Source organism: Streptomyces sp. NPDC054872 (assembly GCF_053610705.1).
Genome location: NZ_JBSGYY010000060.1, coordinates 14,202 through 34,725, shown reverse-complemented (window position 1 = coordinate 34,725; position 20,524 = coordinate 14,202). Strand labels below are relative to the sequence as shown.

The 20,524-nt window shown below is 70.7% G+C and carries 17 protein-coding genes; 7 read left to right on the top strand and 10 right to left on the bottom strand.

The features are described 5' to 3' along the window. Positions 1-123 precede the first annotated feature (123 nt). Positions 124-1,713 (top strand): Na+/H+ antiporter, encoded by a 1,590-nt coding sequence (locus ACWGIH_RS41510; RefSeq protein WP_453450344.1) that lies wholly within the window; start codon positions 124-126, stop codon positions 1,711-1,713. A gap of 15 nt (positions 1,714-1,728) precedes the next feature. On the opposite strand, the gene ACWGIH_RS41505 is transcribed toward ACWGIH_RS41510, so the two are convergent. Next, positions 1,729-2,820, bottom strand: a complete 1,092-nt coding sequence (locus ACWGIH_RS41505) for a mechanosensitive ion channel family protein (RefSeq protein WP_453450345.1) — start codon at positions 2,818-2,820, stop codon at positions 1,729-1,731. 30 nt (positions 2,821-2,850) lie between these two features. Between ACWGIH_RS41505 and ACWGIH_RS41500 the strand changes: the two genes are divergently transcribed. Next, positions 2,851-3,420, top strand: coding sequence for a dienelactone hydrolase family protein (locus ACWGIH_RS41500; protein WP_453450346.1), 570 nt, complete (start codon positions 2,851-2,853; stop codon positions 3,418-3,420). 37 nt (positions 3,421-3,457) lie between these two features. On the opposite strand, the gene ACWGIH_RS41495 is transcribed toward ACWGIH_RS41500, so the two are convergent. From ACWGIH_RS41495 to ACWGIH_RS41475, 5 genes are all read right to left on the bottom strand, one after another. Beyond that, positions 3,458-4,906 carry a serine/threonine-protein kinase gene (locus ACWGIH_RS41495; protein ID WP_453450347.1) on the bottom strand — a complete coding sequence of 483 codons (1,449 nt, stop codon included), beginning with the start codon at positions 4,904-4,906 and terminating at the stop codon, positions 3,458-3,460. 46 nt (positions 4,907-4,952) lie between these two features. Further along, positions 4,953-6,674: an alkaline phosphatase D family protein gene (locus tag ACWGIH_RS41490; RefSeq protein ID WP_453450348.1), complete on the bottom strand. Its 1,722-nt coding sequence runs from the start codon at positions 6,672-6,674 to the stop codon at positions 4,953-4,955. Between the two features lie 103 nt (positions 6,675-6,777). Beyond that, positions 6,778-7,596 carry a thioredoxin domain-containing protein gene (locus ACWGIH_RS41485; protein WP_453450349.1) on the bottom strand — a complete coding sequence of 273 codons (819 nt, stop codon included), beginning with the start codon at positions 7,594-7,596 and terminating at the stop codon, positions 6,778-6,780. A 44-nt stretch (positions 7,597-7,640) separates the two neighbouring features. Beyond that, positions 7,641-8,327: a hypothetical protein gene (locus ACWGIH_RS41480; protein WP_453450350.1), complete on the bottom strand. Its 687-nt coding sequence runs from the start codon at positions 8,325-8,327 to the stop codon at positions 7,641-7,643. A 69-nt stretch (positions 8,328-8,396) separates the two neighbouring features. Continuing rightward, on the bottom strand, positions 8,397-9,725 hold the full coding sequence (locus ACWGIH_RS41475) for a DUF2252 domain-containing protein (protein WP_453450351.1): 1,329 nt from the start codon (positions 9,723-9,725) through the stop codon (positions 8,397-8,399). 190 nt (positions 9,726-9,915) lie between these two features. Between ACWGIH_RS41475 and dnaE the strand changes: the two genes are divergently transcribed. Then, positions 9,916-13,458 carry a DNA polymerase III subunit alpha gene (gene dnaE, locus ACWGIH_RS41470; protein ID WP_453450352.1) on the top strand — a complete coding sequence of 1,181 codons (3,543 nt, stop codon included), beginning with the start codon at positions 9,916-9,918 and terminating at the stop codon, positions 13,456-13,458. 74 nt (positions 13,459-13,532) lie between these two features. Here dnaE and ACWGIH_RS41465 read toward each other — a convergent pair whose 3' ends face one another. Continuing rightward, positions 13,533-13,718 (bottom strand): hypothetical protein, encoded by a 186-nt coding sequence (locus ACWGIH_RS41465; protein WP_160504509.1) that lies wholly within the window; start codon positions 13,716-13,718, stop codon positions 13,533-13,535. 236 nt (positions 13,719-13,954) lie between these two features. Between ACWGIH_RS41465 and ACWGIH_RS41460 the strand changes: the two genes are divergently transcribed. From ACWGIH_RS41460 to ACWGIH_RS41445, 4 genes are all read left to right on the top strand, one after another. After that, entirely contained in the window at positions 13,955-15,235 is a 1,281-nt protein-coding gene (locus ACWGIH_RS41460) for an NYN domain-containing protein (protein ID WP_453450353.1), read from the top strand. Between the two features lie 110 nt (positions 15,236-15,345). Continuing rightward, positions 15,346-16,380: an ABC transporter ATP-binding protein gene (locus tag ACWGIH_RS41455; protein WP_453450354.1), complete on the top strand. Its 1,035-nt coding sequence runs from the start codon at positions 15,346-15,348 to the stop codon at positions 16,378-16,380. A gap of 43 nt (positions 16,381-16,423) precedes the next feature. Next, positions 16,424-17,242 carry an ABC transporter permease gene (locus ACWGIH_RS41450; protein ID WP_453450355.1) on the top strand — a complete coding sequence of 273 codons (819 nt, stop codon included), beginning with the start codon at positions 16,424-16,426 and terminating at the stop codon, positions 17,240-17,242. Positions 17,243-17,298: 56 nt separating this feature from the next. Beyond that, positions 17,299-17,973, top strand: coding sequence for a DUF2567 domain-containing protein (locus tag ACWGIH_RS41445; RefSeq protein WP_453450356.1), 675 nt, complete (start codon positions 17,299-17,301; stop codon positions 17,971-17,973). 141 nt (positions 17,974-18,114) lie between these two features. On the opposite strand, the gene ybaK is transcribed toward ACWGIH_RS41445, so the two are convergent. From ybaK to ACWGIH_RS41430, 3 genes are read right to left on the bottom strand one after another with little or no spacing between them, the layout of a single operon-like run. Next, the gene (gene ybaK, locus ACWGIH_RS41440; RefSeq protein ID WP_453450357.1) at positions 18,115-18,621 is read right to left on the bottom strand and encodes a Cys-tRNA(Pro) deacylase; all 507 of its coding nucleotides are present in this window, start codon (positions 18,619-18,621) and stop codon (positions 18,115-18,117) included. A 17-nt stretch (positions 18,622-18,638) separates the two neighbouring features. Next, complete coding sequence (locus ACWGIH_RS41435) at positions 18,639-19,379, bottom strand: LON peptidase substrate-binding domain-containing protein (RefSeq protein WP_453450358.1); 741 nt, start codon at positions 19,377-19,379, stop codon at positions 18,639-18,641. Between the two features lie 11 nt (positions 19,380-19,390). Beyond that, on the bottom strand, positions 19,391-20,398 hold the full coding sequence (locus ACWGIH_RS41430) for a hypothetical protein (protein WP_453450359.1): 1,008 nt from the start codon (positions 20,396-20,398) through the stop codon (positions 19,391-19,393). Positions 20,399-20,524 lie beyond the last annotated feature (126 nt).

The window sequence follows — 20,524 nt, the reverse complement described above, 5'->3', positions numbered from 1 at the left end:
GGAGGGGCATCGGCCGGTTCTCGGGGAACGCGTGGCAGGGTTGAGGTCTTGATCGTCTGAGTCCCGGCACGTCCCGGGCCGTCGAGCTGCCTCGAACCGTCTCGAACCGCCGGAGGGCGCACCGTGGACCAACTGGCGCTGCTGCTCATTCTGTTGCTCGGTGCTGTCGTGACGGTGCCGTTGGGGGAGCGGCTCGGACTGCCCGCGCCCGTCCTCATGACGCTGGCCGGGATCGTGCTCGCCTTCGTCAGCTGGGTCCCGAACGTCGAGATCCCGCCCGACTACATCCTGCCGCTGGTCCTTCCGCCCCTGCTGTACGCGGCCGTCCAGCGCACCTCCTGGCGGCAGTTCGCGGCCAACAGACGCCCCATCTTCCTGCTCGCCGTGGCCCTCGTCTTCGTGACGACCGCCGCGGTCGCCGCCATCGCCAACTCGGTGGTCCCCGGACTTCCGATCGCCGCGGCCGTGGCCCTCGGCGCGCTCGTGGCGCCGCCCGACCCGGTCGCCGCGACCGCCGTCGCCGGGTCGCTAGGGCTGCCGCGGCGGCTCGTGTCGATCCTGGAGGGGGAGGGCCTCTTCAACGACGTCACGGCGATCGTGCTCTACCACGTGGCGATCGCGGCGGCGATCAGCGGGACGTTCTCCTGGCCGTCGGCGGTGGGGCAGCTGGTGCTGTCCGGGGTGGTCGCCATCGCCGTGGGCGTCGCCCTCGGCTGGCTGACCAACAAGCTCATGGGGGTGCTCGGCGAGGCCACCCTGCAGACCGGCCTGACGCTGCTCGTGCCCTTCGTGAGCTACGTGCTCGCCGAGGAGCTCCTCGGATCCGGCGTGCTCGCCGTGCTGACCACCGCGCTCTATCTGGCGGAGCACGGCGCCGACGCGGACGACGTCCTCGGCCGGATCACCGGGCAGACGTTCTGGCAGATCGTCGACACCTTGGTCACCGGCGTCGCCTTCGGGCTCATCGGGCTCGAACTGCACAACGTCTTCGGCACCGCGAACGGCCGTGAACTGCAGATGATCGGCTGGGGCGCGGCGGTCGTGGCCGTCGTCATCGGCGTACGGCTGCTGTGGCTGCTGCCCGCGACCTGGCTGGCCAAGCGGCTGCACAAGCTGCGGGACTACGACGAGGACATCCCCACGACCTGGCGCGAGACCGTCGTCATGTGGTGGTCCGGGATGCGCGGTGTGGCGTCCGTCGCCCTCGCCCTGGCCATTCCGCTCAAGACGGAGAACGGCGACCCCTTCCCGGCCCGCGACGAGATCATCTTCATCGCCTTCTGCGTGATCATGGCCACGCTCGTCGTCCAGGGGCTCACCCTGCCCTGGCTGGTGAAGAAGCTCGGGGTGCGCGCGGACACGGACGCCGAGCGGGCCGTCGAGCGTGATCTCGCCGTCCGGGCGGCCAAGGCGGCCAAGCGCCGCCTGAAGGAGATCGAGGAGGTCGAGGAGCTGCCGGAGGACCTCTCGGAGCGGCTGCTGCGCGGCGCCTTCGACATCGGGGCCAGGATCAGCCCCGACATCGTCGACGACGAGCGGCGCGAGCGGTACTCCAAGCGCGCCGACCGGCTCAAGGCGGTCCAGCGCATCCAGCGCGACATGATGTCGGCCGCGCGCCACGAGATCCTCGCCGCGCGCAGTGAACCCGGCGCCGATCCGGAGATCGTCGACCGGGTCCTGCACCAGCTCGACGTACGCAGCCTGCGGTCCTGAGCCAGGCCCGAGGACTCAGCCCCGGCCCGTGCGGGGCACTATCGGCGGGGGCGGATGCGGGCCGTCGTCGTCCGGCGGCAGTTCGGCCCAGGCCGTGCTGACCTTCGGCAGGGCGTACGCGTGGTGTTCGGTCAGCCAGCGGACCAGGTGCTCGCGCACGGTGACCCGCACCGTCCAGATGTCGTCCGCGTCCTTGGCGGTGACCAGGGCGCGGACCTGGATCGTGTTCGGCGTCGTGTCCGTGACCGCCAGGCCCCAGTCCCTGCCGTCCCAGGCGGCGCACTCGCGCAGGATGTCCTGGAGCTTCTCGCGCATCTCGTTGATGGGCGCGCTGTGATCCAGCTGGAAGAAGACCGTGCCGGTCATCTGGGAGCCGCCGCGCGACCAGTTCTCGAAGGGCTTCGACACGAAGTAGGACACCGGCATCGTGATCCGCCGCTCGTCCCAGGTCCGTACGGCCAGGAACGTCAGGGTGATCTCGTCGATGGTGCCCCACTCGCCGTCCACGACGACCGTGTCGCCGATCCGCACCATGTCGCCGAAGGCGATCTGCAGTCCCGCGAAGAGATTCGACAGCGTGGACTGGGCGGCGACGCCCGCGACGATGCCGAGTACACCGGCCGACGCGAGCAGCGATGTCCCGGCCGCCTGCATGGCGGGGAACGTGAGCAGCATCGCTCCGACGGCCACGACACCGACGATCGCGGTGACCACCCGCTGGATGAGTGTGACCTGCGTACGCACCCGCCGGACGCGGGCCGGATCGCGGTGCGCGTTGGCGTACTGGGCGTAGGTGGCCTCCACGATGGCGGTCGCGATACGGACGAGGAGCCAGGCCACCGACCCGATGAGCACCAGGGTCAGGGTCTGCGCGATACCCGCCGAATGATCCTTTCCGATCTCCGCGTGTTCGAACAAGCCGCGCAACAAGGCAGCACACAGGGACAGTTGGGAGGGCAGTCGGCAGCGGCGCAGCAGACCCCACAGGGGCGTGTCGGGGTGACGGTCGTCGGCCCGGCGCAGCAGCACATCGGCCAGCCAAACCACGGCCAGCGTGAGCACGACCGAGCCGCCGACCACGATCAACGGACGCAGTACGTTCTCCATGCCCCCGAGGGTAAGTGGCACGATGGCCTCATGAACATCATGCTTTTCCACTCGACGTACGGGCTGCGGCCCGCGGTGCATGCGGCGGCCGACCGGCTGCGCGCGGAAGGCCACGAGGTGTGGACGCCCGATCTGTTCGACGGGCGCACCTTCGACACCGTCGAGGAAGGCATGGCCTTCAAGGACGAGCTCGGCAAGGACGAGCTCCTGAAGCGGGCGATCCTGGCCGCCGCGCCCTACTCCGAGCGGGGTCTCGTCTACGCCGGGTTCTCGTTCGGCGCCGCCACCGCGCAGACCCTCGCCCTCGGCGACGACAAGGCGCGCGGACTGCTGCTCCTGCACGGCACGTCCGACATCGCCGAGAACACCACGGTGGACGAGCTGCCGGTGCAGCTGCACGTGGCCGAGCCCGACCCGTTCGAGACGGACGACTGGCTGAGCGCGTGGTACCTCCAGATGGGCCGCACGGGCGCCGACGTCGAGGTCTACCGCTACGCGGGGGCCGGCCACATCTTCACCGACCCCGACCTGGACGACTACGACGCCGAGGCGGCGGAGGCGACGTGGCGGACGGCGATCGGCTTCCTGGAGACGCTGTAGCCCGTCGCGGCCCGTGGGGCCGTCACGCGGCCGCCCTTCACGCGCGCGTGCAGCGTCCCACCGGGGCGCCGGCGGGCGGCTTGCACATGATGCCGAAGTCGGCGTCGCTGGAGCTCAGATAGCGCCCCGCGCAGTCCTTGTCGGTGGTCCTGCCGCGCTCGGCGCAGAACCGCAGCGCGGCCCGGCCGTCCGTGAAGGGCCCAGGGGCGTAGATCACCCAGAAGCCCGGCCGCAGCGACGCGTAGTCGTCGCTGCGCAGATACCGCGCCTCCGGCACGTCCTCGCGCACGGCCGCGAGCCGGCGGTCGCGCTCGTCCGTGCCGGAGCCGACGGGCTCGGAGAAGAGCTGGGCGATCCAGCTGCCCGATGCGGGCGGGACGGCGGGGGAGGACTCCGGTCCAGGCGTCTTGCCGGGCTTCGGCGACCCTTCGGGCGAAGCCTCCGCGGAGGGGTGCGCGCCGCCCTTGCCCTGCGCCCTGTCCGTCTTCGTCCCGTCCTGCAGCGCCAGCACCAGTGCGGCACCGGCGACCAGGGCGAGCGCCACCGTGACCGCCGCGACGAGCACAGGCGTACGCCCGCGGGGCTCGGCGGCCGGCGGCTCCACCAGGGCCGCCGGGCGCTTTGAGACCAGCGTCGGCTGCCGGGTGACGGTGACGCCGTTCGCCACGTCGGCGAGCATCGCGTCGAGGTGCTCCGCGTCCGGGCGCAGCGCCGGGTCCCGCACCAGAAGGGCGGTCAGGACCGGGGTGAGCGTCCCCGAGCGCACCGGCGGCGGCACCGGGGCGTCGAGCACGGCGGCGAGCGTGGCCAGGGTCGTGGCGCGGCGCAGCGGGCTGACGCCCTCCGCGGCGACGTAGAGGACGACGCCCAGTGACCAGAGGTCGCCGGCCGGGCCCCGGTCCGTGCCGCGGATGCGCTCGGGCGCGATGTACTCCGGCGAGCCGATCAGGTCGCCGGTCGCGGTGAGCTGCGTGGAGCCCTGGAGCGAGGCGATGCCGAAGTCGGTGAGGACCACGGAGACGCCGGTGCCGGGGGTCTCCTCCCGCAGCAGGATGTTCGCGGGCTTCACGTCCCGGTGCAGGATGCCCGCCGCGTGGGCGACGCGCAGCGCCGAGAGCAGCTGGCGGCCGATGCGCGCCGCCTCCTGGGGCGGCAAGGGGCCCTGCTCCAGGAGGTCCTGGAGGGTGCGCCCCGGCAGCAGCTCCATCACCAGCCAGGGGTGCGGGCCCGTGTCCACGATGTGGTGGATGGTCACCACATGGGGGTGGTTGAGGCGGGCCAGCGCCCTGGCCTCGCGCAGCACCCGCTCCCGCAGGACGCGCGACTGCTCGTCCGTCAGCTCGTGCAGCGCGGGGCGCACCTCCTTGACGGCCACCTCTCGGTGCAGCACGGTGTCGCGCGCCCGCCACACCGTGCCCATGCCTCCGCTGCCGAGCCGCTCGATGAGCTCGAAACGACCGTCCACCACATCCCCCGGGTCACTCATGCCGTCAGAGTAAAGGGCGGCTTCGGCAGCGGTGCGCGTGACCCGGTCAGCGCACCGGCGCGTACGCCCGCTCGACCCGCTGGGTGCCGCTGAGGGTGCGGTACGAACGGGCCCACTTGGACGTCGCGGCGGGGTCCTTGCGGTCGGACAGGACGTAGTAGTCCATCTGCGAGCGCTCGGCGGTGACGTCGAGGACGCCGTAGCCGTGCGAGTCCATGTCCAGCCACTTCACATGGCGGTTGGCCGCCTTCACCGCGCCGACCGCGACCAGCGAGAGGGTGTGCGGGGCGACGTGCAGCATGTCGTCCACGTTGTCGGAGGTCACGGAGGTGACCACGAACTCCGTGGCCGCGGACGGCGATCCGGGGTACGTGGCGGCCCTGACCGGTACGTCGTTCGCCCACGCCATGTGGATGTCCCCGGTGAGGAAGACCGTGTTCCGGATCGCCTTGTCGACCAGGTGGGAGATGAGCTCCTTGCGGTCGTCGGTGTAGCCGTCCCACTGGTCGCCGTTGATCGCGAGGCCCTCCTTGGGCAGCCCGAGCAACTCCGCGATGGGCTCCAGGAGATGGGCGGGCACGGAGCCGAAGGCCACCGGCGAGATCATCACCGAGGTGCCGACCAGCTTCCAGGAGGCGTCGGAGGAGGCCAGGCCCGCCTTCAGCCAGTCGAGCTGGGCGCGGCCCGTGATCGTACGGTCCGGGTCGTCCACGTCTCCGCTGCCGAATCCCGCCTGCTCGGAGCGGAAGGAGCGCAGATCGAGCAGGTGCAGATCGGCCAGCTTGCCGAAGCGCAGGCGACGGTAGACGGTGCCTTCGGTGGAAGGGCGTACGGGCATCCACTCGAAGTACGCCTGCTTGGCTGCCGCCATGCGCTGTGCCCAGCCGCCCTCGGACTCCGGGGAGTGGTTCACCGCGCCGCCCGACCAGGTGTTGTCGGCGAACTCGTGGTCGTCCCAGATCGCGATCAGGGGGTGCGTGGCGTGCATGGCCCGCGCGTCCGGGTCGGTCTTGTGGGCGCCGTGCCGGACGCGGTAGTCGGCGAGGGTGACGATCTCGTGCCGCGGCTCGTGCTGCCGCACGCCGTACTCGGCGGCCGGGTACTCGCCGCTCTGGTACTCGTAGATGTAGTCGCCGATGTGGAGCACCGCGTCGAGCTCGGTGCGGGCCGCGAGATGGCGGTACGCGGAGAAGTAACCGGCCTCCCAGTTGGCGCAGGACACCACCCCGAACCGGACACCGGGGGCCGAGGCGTCGTGCGCGGGAGTGGTGCGGGTGCGGCCCACGGGGGAGTGCACCGGGGTGCCGTCGCCGCCGGATTCACCCGCGGAGAAGCGGAAGTAATAGGTGGTGGCAGGGCTCAAGCCCCTTACGTCGGCCTTGACCGTGTGGTCGGCCGCGGCCCGCGCGGTCGTGCTGCCGTGGCCGACGACCTGAGTGAAGCCCTTGTCCTTGGCTATCTCCCAGCGCACCTCGGTGTCGGGGCCCTTGCCCGAGCCCGGCGTGGCCTCGGGTGTCGGGGTCACGCGGGTCCACAGCAGGACGCCGTCGGGCAGCGGGTCCCCCGACGCGACGCCGTGGTGGAACGCGGGCCCCGCGGCGGCGTGCGCGAGGGGAGCCGCGGCGAGCGGCGCGAGGGCCGCGGTGGCCGCCGCGGCCTTGACGACCGTACGGCGGCTGGGGGCCGCGGAGTTGAGCGAATCGGCCGGAGAAGGGAGCGATCTGGCCGGGGCGTTGAGCGATCTCTGATCGCTGTTTCGACTGGTCACGGGCGATCACCTTACTGATCGGTAATCGCCAAGAGCGGGCGAACCACGAAACGTTCGCCCGCTCTTTTGCCATGCGCCGCTCAGCGAGCGACGCGGTGTCCGCTCAGGCCTTGAGTGCCGCGTCGATGGCCGTCTTGTACTCCTCGACCGTCGAGGGCGCGTTCTTCTTGTCGGAGCCGGTCAGCTTCTTGCCGTCCATGACGAAGGAGGGCGTGCCGTCGACGCCGTCCTTGTTGTCGTCGAACTTCTTCGACATCTCCAGGGCCCAGCGGTCGTACGTGCCGTCCTTCAGGTCCTTCGCGAAGGTCTTGCTCTTCTTCAGCTCCGGGACCTGGTTCGCGATCTTGGTCAGGTACGCGTCGTCCTTGAACTTGTCCTCGGTCTCGGAGGGGTGGTTCTCCTTGGAGAACAGCGCCTTCTTGTAGTCGAGGAAGGCCTGGTCGCTCACGTTCAGGGCGGCGCCCAGCGCGCTGAGCGCGTTCTTGGAGCCCTCACCCGTGAGGTTGCGGTCGAGGAACGAGGCGCCGATGAACTGGATCTTGTACTTGCCGTCCTTCAGGTCCTTCTCGACCGTCGGGCCCACGGTCTGCTCGAAGCCGGCGCAGACCGGGCAGCGCGGGTCCTCGTAGACCTTGAGGGTCTTCTTGGCGCTGTCCTTGCCGATGACGACGGTCGTGCCGTCCGTGCCCGCGGAGTTGGCCGGCTTGACCAGCTTCTCGTCCTTGGCGGCGTCCCAGTGGCCGGGCTTGTTGGCCTGCATGACGGCGTAGCCGACGCCGCCCGCGATCGCCAGGACCGCGACGACGGAGACGCCGACGACCATCGACCGCTTCCGCTTCTGACGCTTGCGCTCCGCTTCCTGCTGGGCGCGGATCCGCTCGCGGGCCGCCGACTTGGCCGCCTGGCTGTTGCGCTTGCTCATGATGTCGTTCTCCGTAGGGGTGACGTGCGTGGGGACGGTGATGCTCAGGCGAAGACGGCCGAGCAGGGCGGTCCACGCCGTCCCACGAAGTGCACGAGAAGCCGCGAACGCGCGGTACGCACCCGGCGCGCGGGACGCCGGGCCCGCAGGACCGGCCGCGGGCGGATGCCCACCGCGGCGACCGCGACGAGCAGCGGCCGGAAGGTGCAGGCGGCCACCGCGCGCAGCACCTGGGCCAGGGCGCGTTCCCCGCGCCGCAGCCAGGCCGCCGCGAGCAGGCCGACCGCGACGTGCGCGCCGAGCAGCAGCCAGGCCGCGCTCGGCTCGGCGTCGGCGAGCAGTACGGCGGCACGGTGTCCGTCGCCGCCGGTCATCCGGGCCAGCGGGGCGCCCACGCCGGCGCCGCCGCACAGCACGTCGAAGCCGACGGAGCGCAGCGGACCCGCGACGGGCCCGCCCGCCTGGCCGTAACAGACGTGCTGCCCCGCGGTGAACACCGTGTCGGCGGCCAGTTCCAGGGGGATCAGCAGGGCGGCGATGCGGCCGTAGCCACGCTCGCGCCCCGCCAGGGCGTACGCGATGACGAAGACCGCGACGGAGATCACGGCGACGGTGGCCGGCGGCAGCGGGGCGCGGGAGAGCAGCACGTGCGACGCGGCGGAGAGCGTCACGACGAGCGCCGTGAAGAGCGCCGCGCGCACGGCTCTGAGCTGGGTCCCGGATATGTCCATCGCGCAGCCGAGTGTGCCATGTGCTCCTATAAGGCAGCCCTAAAGGGTGCCTGTGAGTTACACGATGGACTACAGACCCGGAATCCGACCGTTACGGAACAGGTCGACGAAGATCTGGTGGTCCCTGCGGGCCCGCGCGCCGTACTCGTGCGCGAAGTCCACGAGCAGGTCTCCGAAGCCCTCTTCGTCCGCCGCGATGGCGGCGTCGATCGCGCGCTCCGTCGAGAACGGCACCAGGTCCGAGTGCCCGCTCTCGTCGTCCGCCGCGGAGTGCATCGTGGCGGTGGCGCGGCCCAGGTCGGCGATGACCGCGGCGATCTCCTCCCAGTCGTCGATGTCCGACCAGTCCAGGTCCACGGCGTACGGAGAGACCTCGGCGACGAGCTGTCCGGCGCCGTCCAGCTCGGTCCAGCCCAGCCACGGGTCGGCGTGCGCCTGCAGCGCGCGCTGCGAGATGACCGTGCGGTGGCCCTCGTGCTGGAAGTAGTCACGGGCCGCGCCGTCGGTGATGTGCCGCGAGACGGCCGGGGTCTGCGCCTGCTTGAGGTAGATCACGACGTCGTTCTCCAGGGCGTCGCTGTTGCCCTCCAGAAGGATGTTGTACGAGGGCAGGCCCGCGGAGCCGATGCCGATGCCGCGCCGGCCCACGACGTCCTTGACCCGATACGAGTCGGGGCGGGTCAGCGAGGACTCGGGCAGCGTCTCCAGATAGCCGTCGAAAGCGGCGAGCACCTTGTACCGCGTGGCCGCGTCGAGCTCGATGGAGCCGCCACCCGGGGCGAAGCGGCGCTCGAAGTCGCGGATCTCCGTCATGGAGTCCAGGAGACCGAAGCGCGTCAGCGAGCGCGCGTCGCGCAGCGCGTCCAGGAGCGGGCCCTGGGCGGTGTCCAGGGTGAAGGGCGGCACCTCGTCGCTCTTGGCGCCGGTCGCCAGGTCGTGGATCCGCTCGCGGTACGCCGCCGCGAAGATCCGGACCAGGTCGGTGATCTGCTCGTCGCTGAGCGCCTTCGTGTACCCGATGAGGGCCACGGAAGCGGCGAAGCGCTTCAGGTCCCAGGTGAAGGGGCCGACGTAGGCCTCGTCGAAGTCGTTCACGTTGAAGATCAGGCGGCCCTGGGCGTCCATGTACGTGCCGAAGTTCTCCGCGTGCAGGTCGCCGTGGATCCACACCCGCCCCGTGCGCTCGTCCAGGTAGGGACCGCCGTGCTGCTCGCGCTCCAGGTCCCCGTAGAAGAGGCAGGCCGTGCCGCGGTAGAACGCGAAGGCGGAACCGGCCATCTTGCGGAACTTCACCCGGAACGCGGCGGGGTCCGCGGCAAGGAGCTCGCCGAACGCCGTGTCGAAGACGGCGAGGATCTGCTCGCCGCGCTGCTCAGCGGTGGGCTGCGGGTCCGACATCGCGGGGTGCCTCCAGGTAACGGGTGGTGCTAGGCGGTGCATGACATTTTGGACAGGTGTCCCGACCTGTCCAACGCACGACGGTACCCCCGAGTGCCCGCCGCTTGTCAGTGCTCCGGATTAGACTTCCCCGCTGTCCCCCCAGACTGCCCGCAGCCTGTCGCCCATCGTTCTCCGGAGGCCTCCCGCCGTGACCAAGCCGCCCTTTACGCACCTCCACGTCCACACCCAGTACTCGCTGCTGGACGGTGCCGCGCGGCTCAAGGACATGTTCAACGCCTGTAACGAGATGGGCATGACGCACGTCGCCATGTCCGACCACGGCAACCTCCACGGGGCGTACGACTTCTTCCACTCGGCGCAGAAGGCGGGCGTGACGCCGATCATCGGCATCGAGGCGTATGTGGCGCCCGAGTCCCGCCGCAACAAGCGGAAGATCAAGTGGGGCCAGCCGCACCAGAAGCGTGACGACGTCTCCGGTTCGGGTGGTTACACCCACAAGACGATCTGGGCGGCGAACAGCACCGGCCTGCACAACCTCTTCCGGCTGTCGTCGGACGCGTACGCCGAGGGCTGGCTGCAGAAGTGGCCGCGCATGGACAAGGAGACGATCTCCCAGTGGTCGGAGGGGCTGATCGCCTCCACCGGCTGCCCCTCCGGAGAGCTCCAGACCCGGCTGCGCCTCGGCCAGTTCGACGAGGCCGTGAAGGCTGCCGCCGAGTACCAGGACATCTTCGGCAAGGACCGGTACTTCCTGGAGCTGATGGACCACGGCATCGACATCGAGCGCCGGGTCCGCGACGACCTGCTCCGGGTCGGCAAGAAGCTCGGCATCCCGCCCCTGGTGACGAACGACTCGCACTACACGTACGCGCACGAGTCCGTCGCGCACGACGCCCTGCTCTGTATCCAGACCGGCAAGAACCTCTCGGACCCGGACCGCTTCCGCTTCGACGGCACCGGTTACTACCTGAAGTCCACGGACGAGATGTACGCCATCGACTCCTCGGACGCCTGGCAGGAGGGCTGCCGCAACACGCTCCTGGTGGCCGAGCAGATCGACACCACCGGCATGTTCGAGAAGCGCGACCTCATGCCGAAGTTTGAGATCCCGGAGGGCTTCACCGAAGTCACCTGGTTCCAGGAGGAGGTCCGGGTCGGCATGAACCGCCGCTACCCGGGCGGTGTCCCCGAGGACCGGCAGCAGCAGGCCGAGTACGAGATGGACATCATCATCCAGATGGGGTTCCCGGGGTACTTCCTGGTGGTCGCCGACTTCATCATGTGGGCCAAGAACAACGGCATCGCGGTCGGCCCCGGCCGTGGTTCGGCGGCCGGCTCGATCGTCGCGTACGCCATGGGCATCACCGACCTCGACCCGATCACGCACGGCCTGATCTTCGAGCGGTTCCTCAACCCCGAGCGCGTGTCCATGCCCGATGTCGACATCGACTTCGACGAGCGCAGGCGCGTCGAGGTGATCCGGTACGTGACGGAGAAGTACGGCGCCGACAAGGTCGCCATGATCGGCACGTACGGAAAGATCAAGGCGAAGAACGCCATCAAGGACTCCGCGCGCGTGCTCGGATATCCGTACGCGATGGGCGACCGCCTCACCAAGGCGATGCCCGCCGACGTCCTCGGCAAGGGCATCGACCTCTCCGGCATCACCGACCCCAAGCACCCGCGCTACAGCGAGGCGGGCGAGATCCGGGGGATGTACGAGAACGAACCGGACGTGAAGAAGGTCATCGACACCGCCAAGGGCGTGGAGGGCCTCGTCCGGCAGATGGGCGTGCACGCGGCCGGCGTGATCATGTCCAGCGAGCCGATCGTGGACCACGCGCCGATCTGGGTGCGGCACACGGACGGCGTGACGATCACGCAGTGGGACTACCCCCAGTGCGAGTCGCTCGGCCTGCTCAAGATGGACTTCCTGGGTCTGCGAAACCTCACCATCATGGACGACGCCGTCAAGATGGTGCGGAACGACAAGGGCATCGACCTGGAGATGCTCTCGCTCCCGCTGGACGACCCGAAGACCTTCGAACTGCTCTGCCGCGGTGACACGCTCGGCGTCTTCCAGTTCGACGGCGGCCCGATGCGCTCGCTGCTCCGCCAGATGCAGCCCGACAACTTCGAGGACATTTCCGCCGTATCGGCCCTGTACCGCCCGGGCCCGATGGGCATGAACTCGCACATCAACTACGCGGAGCGCAAGAACGGCCGCCAGGAGATCACGCCGATCCACCCGGAGCTCGAAGAGCCCCTGAAGGAGACGCTCGGTCTGACCTACGGCCTCATCGTGTACCAGGAGCAGGTGCAGAAGGCCGCGCAGATCATCGCCGGCTACTCCCTCGGCGAAGCCGACATCCTGCGCCGCGTGATGGGCAAGAAGAAGCCCGACGAGCTGGCCAAGAACTTCGTCCTGTTCCAGGAGGGCGCGAAGAAGAACGGCTACTCGGACGCCGCGATCCAGGCCCTGTGGGACGTCCTGGTCCCCTTCGCCGGCTACGCGTTCAACAAGGCGCACTCCTCCGCGTACGGCCTCGTCACGTACTGGACCGCCTACCTCAAGGCGAACTACCCCGCCGAGTACATGGCCGCGCTGCTCACCTCGGTGAAGGACGACAAGGACAAGTCGGCCATCTACCTGAACGAGTGCCGGCGCATGGGCATCAAGGTCCTGCCGCCCAACGTGAACGAGTCCGTGCACAACTTCGCCGCCCAGGGCGACGACGTGATCCTCTTCGGCCTCGAGGCCGTCCGCAACGTCGGCACGAACGTGGTCGAGTCGATCGTCCGCTCGCGCAAGGCCAAGGGGAAGTTCGCCTCCTTCCCCGACTACCTCGACAAGGTCGAGGCCGCCGCCTGCAACAAGCGGACCACGGAGTCCCTGATCAAGGCGGGCGCCTTCGACACCATGGGGCACACCCGCAAGGGCCTGACCGCGCAGTACGAACCCATGATCGACAACGTGGTGCAGGTCAAGCGCAAGGAGGCGGAAGGGCAGTTCGACCTCTTCGGGGGGATGGGCGACGAGTCCGGCGGGGACGAGCCGGGCTTCGGGCTCGACGTGGAGTTCTCCACCGACGAGTGGGAGAAGACCTATCTGCTCGCCCAGGAACGGGAGATGCTCGGTCTGTACGTCTCCGACCACCCCCTGTTCGGCCTGGAGCACGTCCTCTCCGACAAGGCCGACGCGGGCATCGGGCAGCTCACCGGCGGTGACTACTCGGACGGCTCGATCGTCACCATCGGCGGCATCATCTCGGGCCTCCAGCGCAAGATGACCAAGCAGGGCAACGCCTGGGCGATCGCGACCGTCGAGGACCTGGCGGGCTCCATCGAGTGCATGTTCTTCCCGGCGACCTATCAGCTGGTGTCGACCCAACTCGTCGAGGACGCCGTGGTGTTCGTCAAGGGCCGCCTCGACAAGCGCGAGGACGTGCCGCGTCTGGTCGCGATGGAACTCCAGGTCCCCGACCTGTCGAACGCGGGCACCAACGCGCCCGTCCTGATCACCATCCCGACGGTGAAGGTGACCCCGCCGATGGTCAGCCGCCTCGGTGAGATCCTCAGCCACCACCGCGGCAACAGCGAGGTGCGGATCAAGCTCCAGGGAGCCCAGAAGACGACGGTGCTGCGGCTCGACCGCCACCGGGTACAGCCGGATCCCGCCCTTTTCGGTGACCTGAAGGTGCTGCTCGGCCCGTCCTGTCTGGCCGGGTAGGGGTCGGATTCGCAGAAAGGGGCGCACCCGGAACTCCGGGTGCGCCCCTTCACGCTTATCCGCCTGTGTAGGCGTCAGTTGTGGCCGAAGCGCCGCTGGTGCTTGCGCGCGACCTCGGCCGGGCTGCCCTGCGACTGCACGGCGTCCTTCATCCTCGACTCGGCCTGCTCCGCCGACGACTTCGCCTGCTCCTGCGCCTGCTCCGCGGCCGAAGCGCGGTTCTGGTCGCCACCCTGCTTGCGGTTCTTGTTCTTGGCCATGGTGATCTTCCTCCTGAGGGGGATCTGGGGGCCAGGATGCGACCAGATTCACATACGGCGACAAGCTGCGCATTTCAGAGAATTACCGTGCGTAATAAGCCCTGTCGGGGAGTGAAGTCGCGATACGCCACGCCGAAGATCGAGTTCCGGCCGTTAACCTCCGCCGGGTCGGGCAGACTCGAAGGAAACCCGAACCATTACTTCCAGGGAATCTCCAGGGAAAGAGGGTGGATCGCGTGGACCGCTGCATCGTCCTGGTGGACGCCGGGTATCTGCTGGGTGCCGCCGCGAGTCTCCTCGCGGGCGAGCCGTCCCGGTCCCGGATCACCGTCGATCACACCGCCCTGATCCAGGGCATCCGTGAGCGCGCGGAATCCGACACCGAGCGCCCCCTGCTCCGGATCTACTGGTTCGACGGAGCCCCCGACCGCGTGCCGCAGCCCGAGCACCGCAGGCTGCGCGTCATGCCGCGCGTGACGGTCAGGCTCGGCGCCCTGACCCGCAGCGACGGACGGTGGGCCCAGAAGGGCGTCGACGCCGCCATGCACGCCGAGCTGACGGAACTGGCCCGCAACCGCGCCTGCTCGGACATCGTGCTCGTCACCGGTGACGGCGACCTGCTGCCCGGCATGATGGCCGCCAAGGAGCACGGCGTCGCCGTCCACCTGTGGGCCGTCCAGGCCGCCGACGGGGACTACAACCAGTCCGAGGACCTCGTGGCCGAGGCCGACGAGCGGCGCGTCCTCGACCGGGCCTGGATCACCAAGGCCGTACGCCCCAAGGAGCTCACCGGCGTCTGCGCGCCCTCTCCCGTCCCGCGCCCCGAGATCGCCGCCATCCTCTCCGCGCCCCTGCCGGAGTCCGCGCTCGCGGCCAGCGCCCAGCGGGCCGCCGACGAGGCCGCCGGGGTCGGCCGGCACGGCCATGACGGGCAGCACGCCCAGGACGGCCGGCACGCCGAAGCCGGGGCCAACGGCGACAGCGGCGGCGCCCACCACATCCCGCCGGGCAAGGGCGTGCCCACCCCCAAGGATCTGGCCGCCCTGCGCGGCCCCGGCACCCAGGCCGCTCAGCACCCCACCAACGCCACGCTGCGCTGGTCCTCCGACAAGGGCTGGGTCGAGCGCCCCGGCGGCGCCGCGGAGAGCCCGGAGGCCGCCGCCCTGCCGACGCTCGCCCAGCTGACGACGGCCGAGCAGCGCTGGGCGGACCGCGAGGAGGACATCACCACCGTCGGCGGTGATCCCTTCGAGGTCGGGCAGGTGTTCGCGCGCCGCTGGATGGCCCGCCTGCCGGAACAGCACAACCTGCAGAAACTCTCGACGATGTACCCGCGCATCCCGCACCGCGTCGACGGCGAGCTCCTGCGGTACGCGGCGCGCTTCGGTCTGCTCGCCCACAAGGACGACCAGATCGACGAGCACGACCGGTACGCGATCAGGGCCGGCTTCTGGCGCGAGATCGACGTGCACACGGCGGTGGAGCACGCGCCGGTGGGTGACCGCTCCGGCGAGTGACGAACAGGCATGCGAACGAGTGAGGGAACGCGTCCGCAGATGACTGATACGGGGCGTACTGGGCGACCCGGGCGACGTACCGGGCGCGGGACCCCGTACCCTCGTCCTTCGTGAGTACGCGCTCGGCACAGGCAGTCCGACAGGGGCTCCGACAGGGTCACGGCAGTGATGTCGTCTGCGCGGTGCGCGACCTCGTCAAGACGTATCCCGCCGCCCGCGGCAGGCGCGGCACGCCCGCGACGCCCGAGGTGCGCGCCACCGACCGCATCAGCCTCGAGGTCAGGCGCGGCGAGATCTTCGGCCTCCTCGGTCCCAACGGCGCCGGCAAGTCCACCCTCGTACGGCAGCTGACCGGCCTGATGCGGCCCGACAGCGGCAGCGTCGAGATCCTCGGGCACGACATCCTGCGCCACCCCGAGCGGGCCGCGCGGATCCTCGCCTACCTGGGGCAGGAGTCCACCGCGCTGGACGAGCTGACCGTCTCGCTCGCCGTCGAGACGACCGCGCGGCTGCGCGGCCTCGACGTCCGCGCGGCGCGGGCCGAGCGGGACGGCGTACTCGACGAACTCGCGCTCAGCGGCCTCGCCTCGCGGCCGCTGAAGAAGCTTTCCGGCGGGCAGCGCAGGCTCGCCTGCTTCGCCACCGCCCTGGTGGGGCAGCGGCCGCTGCTCGTCCTCGACGAGCCGACGACCGGCATGGACCCCATCGCGCGGCGCGCCGTCTGGGGCGCGGTCGACCGGCGCAGGGCCGAGCACGGCACGACGGTGCTGCTCGTCACCCACAACGTCATCGAGGCCGAGACGGTCCTCGACCGCGTCGCCGTCCTCGACCACGGCAAGGTCATCGCCTGCGACAGCCCCGTGGGGCTGAAGGAGCAGGTCGCCGGCGAGGTGCGGGTCGAGCTCGTCTGGCGGGAGCGGGCGCCGCTCGACGTCCCCGAGGTCGCCGCGCTGCGCTCGTCCGCGGTGGAGTCCGGCCGCCGCTGGTCGCTGCGGCTGGCCCCCGACGAGGCGCGGGCGGCCGTCGCGGCGGTCACCGGCGGGGCCGCCTTCGCCGCGCTCGACGACTTCACCCTGGCCACACCGAGTCTGGAGGACGTATATCTCGCCCTGGGCGGGAACGGGGAAGGGCTGGTGAAGGCGTGACCTTCGCCGGACGGATGAACAGCGACAGCAGGAGGACCGTTCGGTGAGTGCCGTTCCCCTGGAAGCGGCCGTACGGGCCGACGACCGCGCGTGGCAGGCCGAGGCCGCCGAGCCCCTGGGGCCCCGTGCGCGGCTGTTCCCCGCGCTCGCGGCCGTCTACCGGGCGCAGCTGTCCCGGGCCCGCGTCGCACGCATCCCGCTGCTCTTCGTGGCCACCTTCCAGTCCGTCGGGATCATGATCCTGATGCGGGGCGTCGTGGACGGGGGCGATGAGGCGCGTGCCGTCGTCGCCGGATCCTCCGTGCTCGTCGTCGCGTTCGTCGCGCTCAACCTGCTCGCGCAGTACTTCGGGCAGCTGCGGGCCGACGGCGGCCTCGACCACTACGCCACGCTGCCCGTGCCGCCCGCCGCGGTGGTCCTCGGCGCCGCGGGCGCCTACGCCTCGTTCACCGTGCCGGGCACCCTCGTCACCGCGATCGTCGGGTGCGGTCTCTTCGGGCTCCCGATGGCGAACCTCTGGGTGCTCGCCGCGGTGATCCCCCTGGCCGGTGCCGCGCTCGCCGGGCTCGGCGCCGCCCTCGGGCTGCTCGCACCCCGCCCTGAACTGGCCACGCTGCTCGGCCAGTTGGGCATGTCGGCGGCACTGCTCCTCGGGGTGCTCCCGGCCGAGCGGATGCCCGGGTTCCTGCAGTACGCGCGTGACCTGCTGCCTTCGACCTACGGGGTCGAGGCATTCGCCCGTACCTTCGGGCCGCATCCGGACTGGGCGGCCGTCGTCCTCGATCTCGCCGTCTGCGCGGGGGTCGGCGTCGCCTCGCTCGCGATCGCCACCTGGGCGTACCGCCGTGCGGCCGTGCGATGACGCGGTCCTTGCCTCGCGGTGAAGCGGTCCTCAGGTAGTACTGGCACCATGTGTGGGTGACTGCACCGCTGACGCCCTCCCAACCGCCCCACGACCGGCCCCCGCACGACCCCTGGCAGCAAACCGCTCAGCCGTCCGGAGCCGTTCCCCTGCCGGCGAACGAGGAGGACGGTCCTGGCATGAAGACCGAAGTGCGGCAGGCCGCGGTGATCGCGGTCGTGGTGGCGGTCTGCGGCGTGGCGCTCGGCCTGCTGTGGCTGTGGCTCGCGCCTCGTGTGCCGTTGATCGCCGACAGCGAGACGGTGTACCTCAAGGACACCGAGGGCGAGCAGGCGATCGGCGTCGACGGAACGTTCACCCTGCTCGCGCTCGCGTTCGGCGCGGTGAGCGGCGCCGTGGTGTTCCTGCTGCGCAGGCGCGGCGGCATTCCGCTGGTCGTCGGGCTGACGGCCGGGAGCCTGCTCGGGGCCGTGCTCGCCTGGCGCCTGGGTATCTTCCTCGGGCCCGAGACGGATGTCGTCGCCCACGCGAAGTCCGTGGGCAAGGGCGTGGCGTTCGACGCCCCCATGGAGCTCAAGGCCAAGGGCGCGCTGCTCGCCTGGCCGGTGGCCGCGCTGCTCGTGCACCTGGGCCTCACCGGACTCTTCGGGCCCCGGGACCCCGAGCCGTACCCCCTGCCCTACGGGGACCCCGGGCGGGCAGCGGGCGGCCCGGACTCCACCGGGGCGTGAGACCGCCCCTCGGGCGGCCGTGGACGTCAGGCGGGGCGCCTTCCGTGGTTCGCCTTGCCTTTGCGCACCCGCCACTTCCTCTTGCGCGTCTTCTTCGACATGAGGGTGGTACTAGTCGAGTCCGCGGCCCCCGTCGAGGGCCTATTCACGCCCGATCGGGGCCAGTACCGCGCCGGTGAGACGCGCCAGGTCACCGGGGGCCAGTTCCACTTCCAGGCCCCGGCGGCCCGCCGACACGCAGATCGTGGCGTGCGAGGAGGCCGAGTCGTCGAGGACCGTGCGGAGCTTCTTGCGCTGGCCGAGGGGCGAGATGCCACCCCGTACGTATCCCGTGGTGCGTTCGGCGGCCGCGGGGTCCGCCATCACCGCGCGCTTGCCGGAGACCGCCGTGGCCAGGGCCTTGAGGTTCAGGGTGCCCGCCACCGGGACCACGGCCACCGTCAGTTCGCCGTCGACCTCCGCGACCAGGGTCTTGAAGACCCGCTCGGGGGAGACGCCCATGGCCTGGGCCGCCTCTTCGCCGTACGAGGGGTGCGCGGGGTCGTGTTCGTAGGCGTGCACCGTGTAGTCGGCGCCCGCCGCGGTGAGGGCCACCGTCGCCGGGGTGCCGCCCGTGCCGGACTGCTGTTTCTTCTGCTTCTTCGCCAAAGCGCTCGCGCCTTACGTCAGTTGAGGCTTGTGGTGCCGCGCGTGAGGTCCGTCGCGGGCAACGACGGCAGATTACGGATGATCGCGGTCTCGGCGCGAAGGACTTTCAGCTCGTCGTGCAGGCGTGACGCCGTGTCCGGCGCCTCCAGGAGCCGCTGCTTCGTGGGGGTGTCCAGGACGGCGGCGGCGGCGACCAGATACGACACCACGGACGGGTCGTCCGGCAGTTCGGCGCCCGTGGACAGGGACCGCTCGCGCGCCCCGGCGAGTCGCTTCTGATAGGCGCGGAACGCCCGCAGGACGCCCTCGGCGAGCGCACCGGCCTCCTCGCCGGGCTCCTCGGGCAGCTCCTCGACCTCCGCGGTCAGGAAGGCGCCCGAGGCGTCCACCGAGTGCAGGCGTACACGGGTGGTGCCGGTGGCGAGCACCTCGAAGCCGCCGTCGGCGCGCTCCCTGATCGTCGCCGCGTCCGCGATGCAGCCCACCGCGTGGAAGGCCTTGAGCGGGTCGTCGCCGAAGCCGGCGGTCGGGCCCTGCTCGGGCTGTGAGGTGGGGTCCGGGAGGCCCGGGGCGCTCGGCGCGACCTCGAGGCCGTCACGGATGGCGACGACCGCGAAGAGGCGCTGTTCCTCTTCGGGGGTCTTGAGCAGGTCGCGCATCATGGCGCGATAACGCTCCTCGAACACGTTCAGCGGGAGCACGAGCCCCGGGAACAGCACCGAGTTGAGCGGGAAGAGCGGAAGCCGGACGGTGGTCACGAGCCTGAAGCCTAATGGTCGTCGGAGTCCGGACGTCCGCCCCCGGTGCGCAGCGGGGTCGTCGAGGCCACTTCGATGCGTATGCCGTCGCGCAGTTCCAGGAACTGGCCGAGGGGATCGTCGGACACGCGGTCCCAGGGGAAGGACGTCGCATAGGGCCCGATGAGCCGCATCTGTTCCAGGGCGTCGCTCCACCGCTCAAGGCGTACGAGGACGAACGCGAGGACGTTGCGGACCTCCGCGGGCCAGGGGTCCCCGGCCTCGTACTCCCGGGACACGGCGATCCCCAGGTCGGCCGCGGCGTCCAGGCGCTCGCGCGGCACACTCCCCGAAGCGCTGGTGAGGTACGCGAAGGCGGCCCGCGCGGGCAGCGCCTGGATCAGCGAGCCGGGCAGCGCGTCGCGGGCGGCCCGCTCGGCGAAGTCGAAGCACTGGCGGTGCGAGCCGTACCAGGACGCGGAGAGGTACTGGAGCGCCGAGGCGTGGCAGCCGTAGTGGTGCGAGGAGCGGTGCACCGCCTCGGCGCGGATCTCGTCGAAGACCGACTGCGGGGCGTGGGTGCCGCGCGCGTGGTCCAGGGCGATCCGCCACGGCACGGGGTCGCGCGGGTCCGCCTCGGCGGCGGCGGTGATCAGGGGCGCGACGTCGCGCAGCAGCTCGGCGCGGGCGGGCGACTCCCAGCCGCGGACGACCGCGAGCTCGGCCTTGACGAGCAGCGCGTCCGGGTCGTGCGGCGAGGAGGCCTGCCAGTGGTCGAACCACTCGGGGCGGGAGCGGGCGAAGGCGGCCAGCCGCGTCGTGTAGCGGTCGCGGTTCTCCCATTCGTTGTCCTCGCGCGTCATGGCGAGGAGCTTGGCGGCGGGGCCGTGGTCGCCCCGGCCCGCGGCGACGAGCGCGGGGCCGAGCCGGTCGTCGGGCGCGTCGAGGAGCACCTCGTCGTCGGGGGTCAGACCGGAGGCGAGGAGTGGTGTGTTCCTGACCATGCGTGCGGTGCGGATCAGGGCGCGCAGAAGTGCCATTGTGTGGGTATTGAAATCCGCAGGTCGGGGCAGTGCCAGAGGGTGGCCGGTGAAGCTTTGGCATCGGTCGTGAGGTTGCCTGACACATGGTCAAGGGCTGGCAAAATCTCTGCTCCTGGGCGGCCC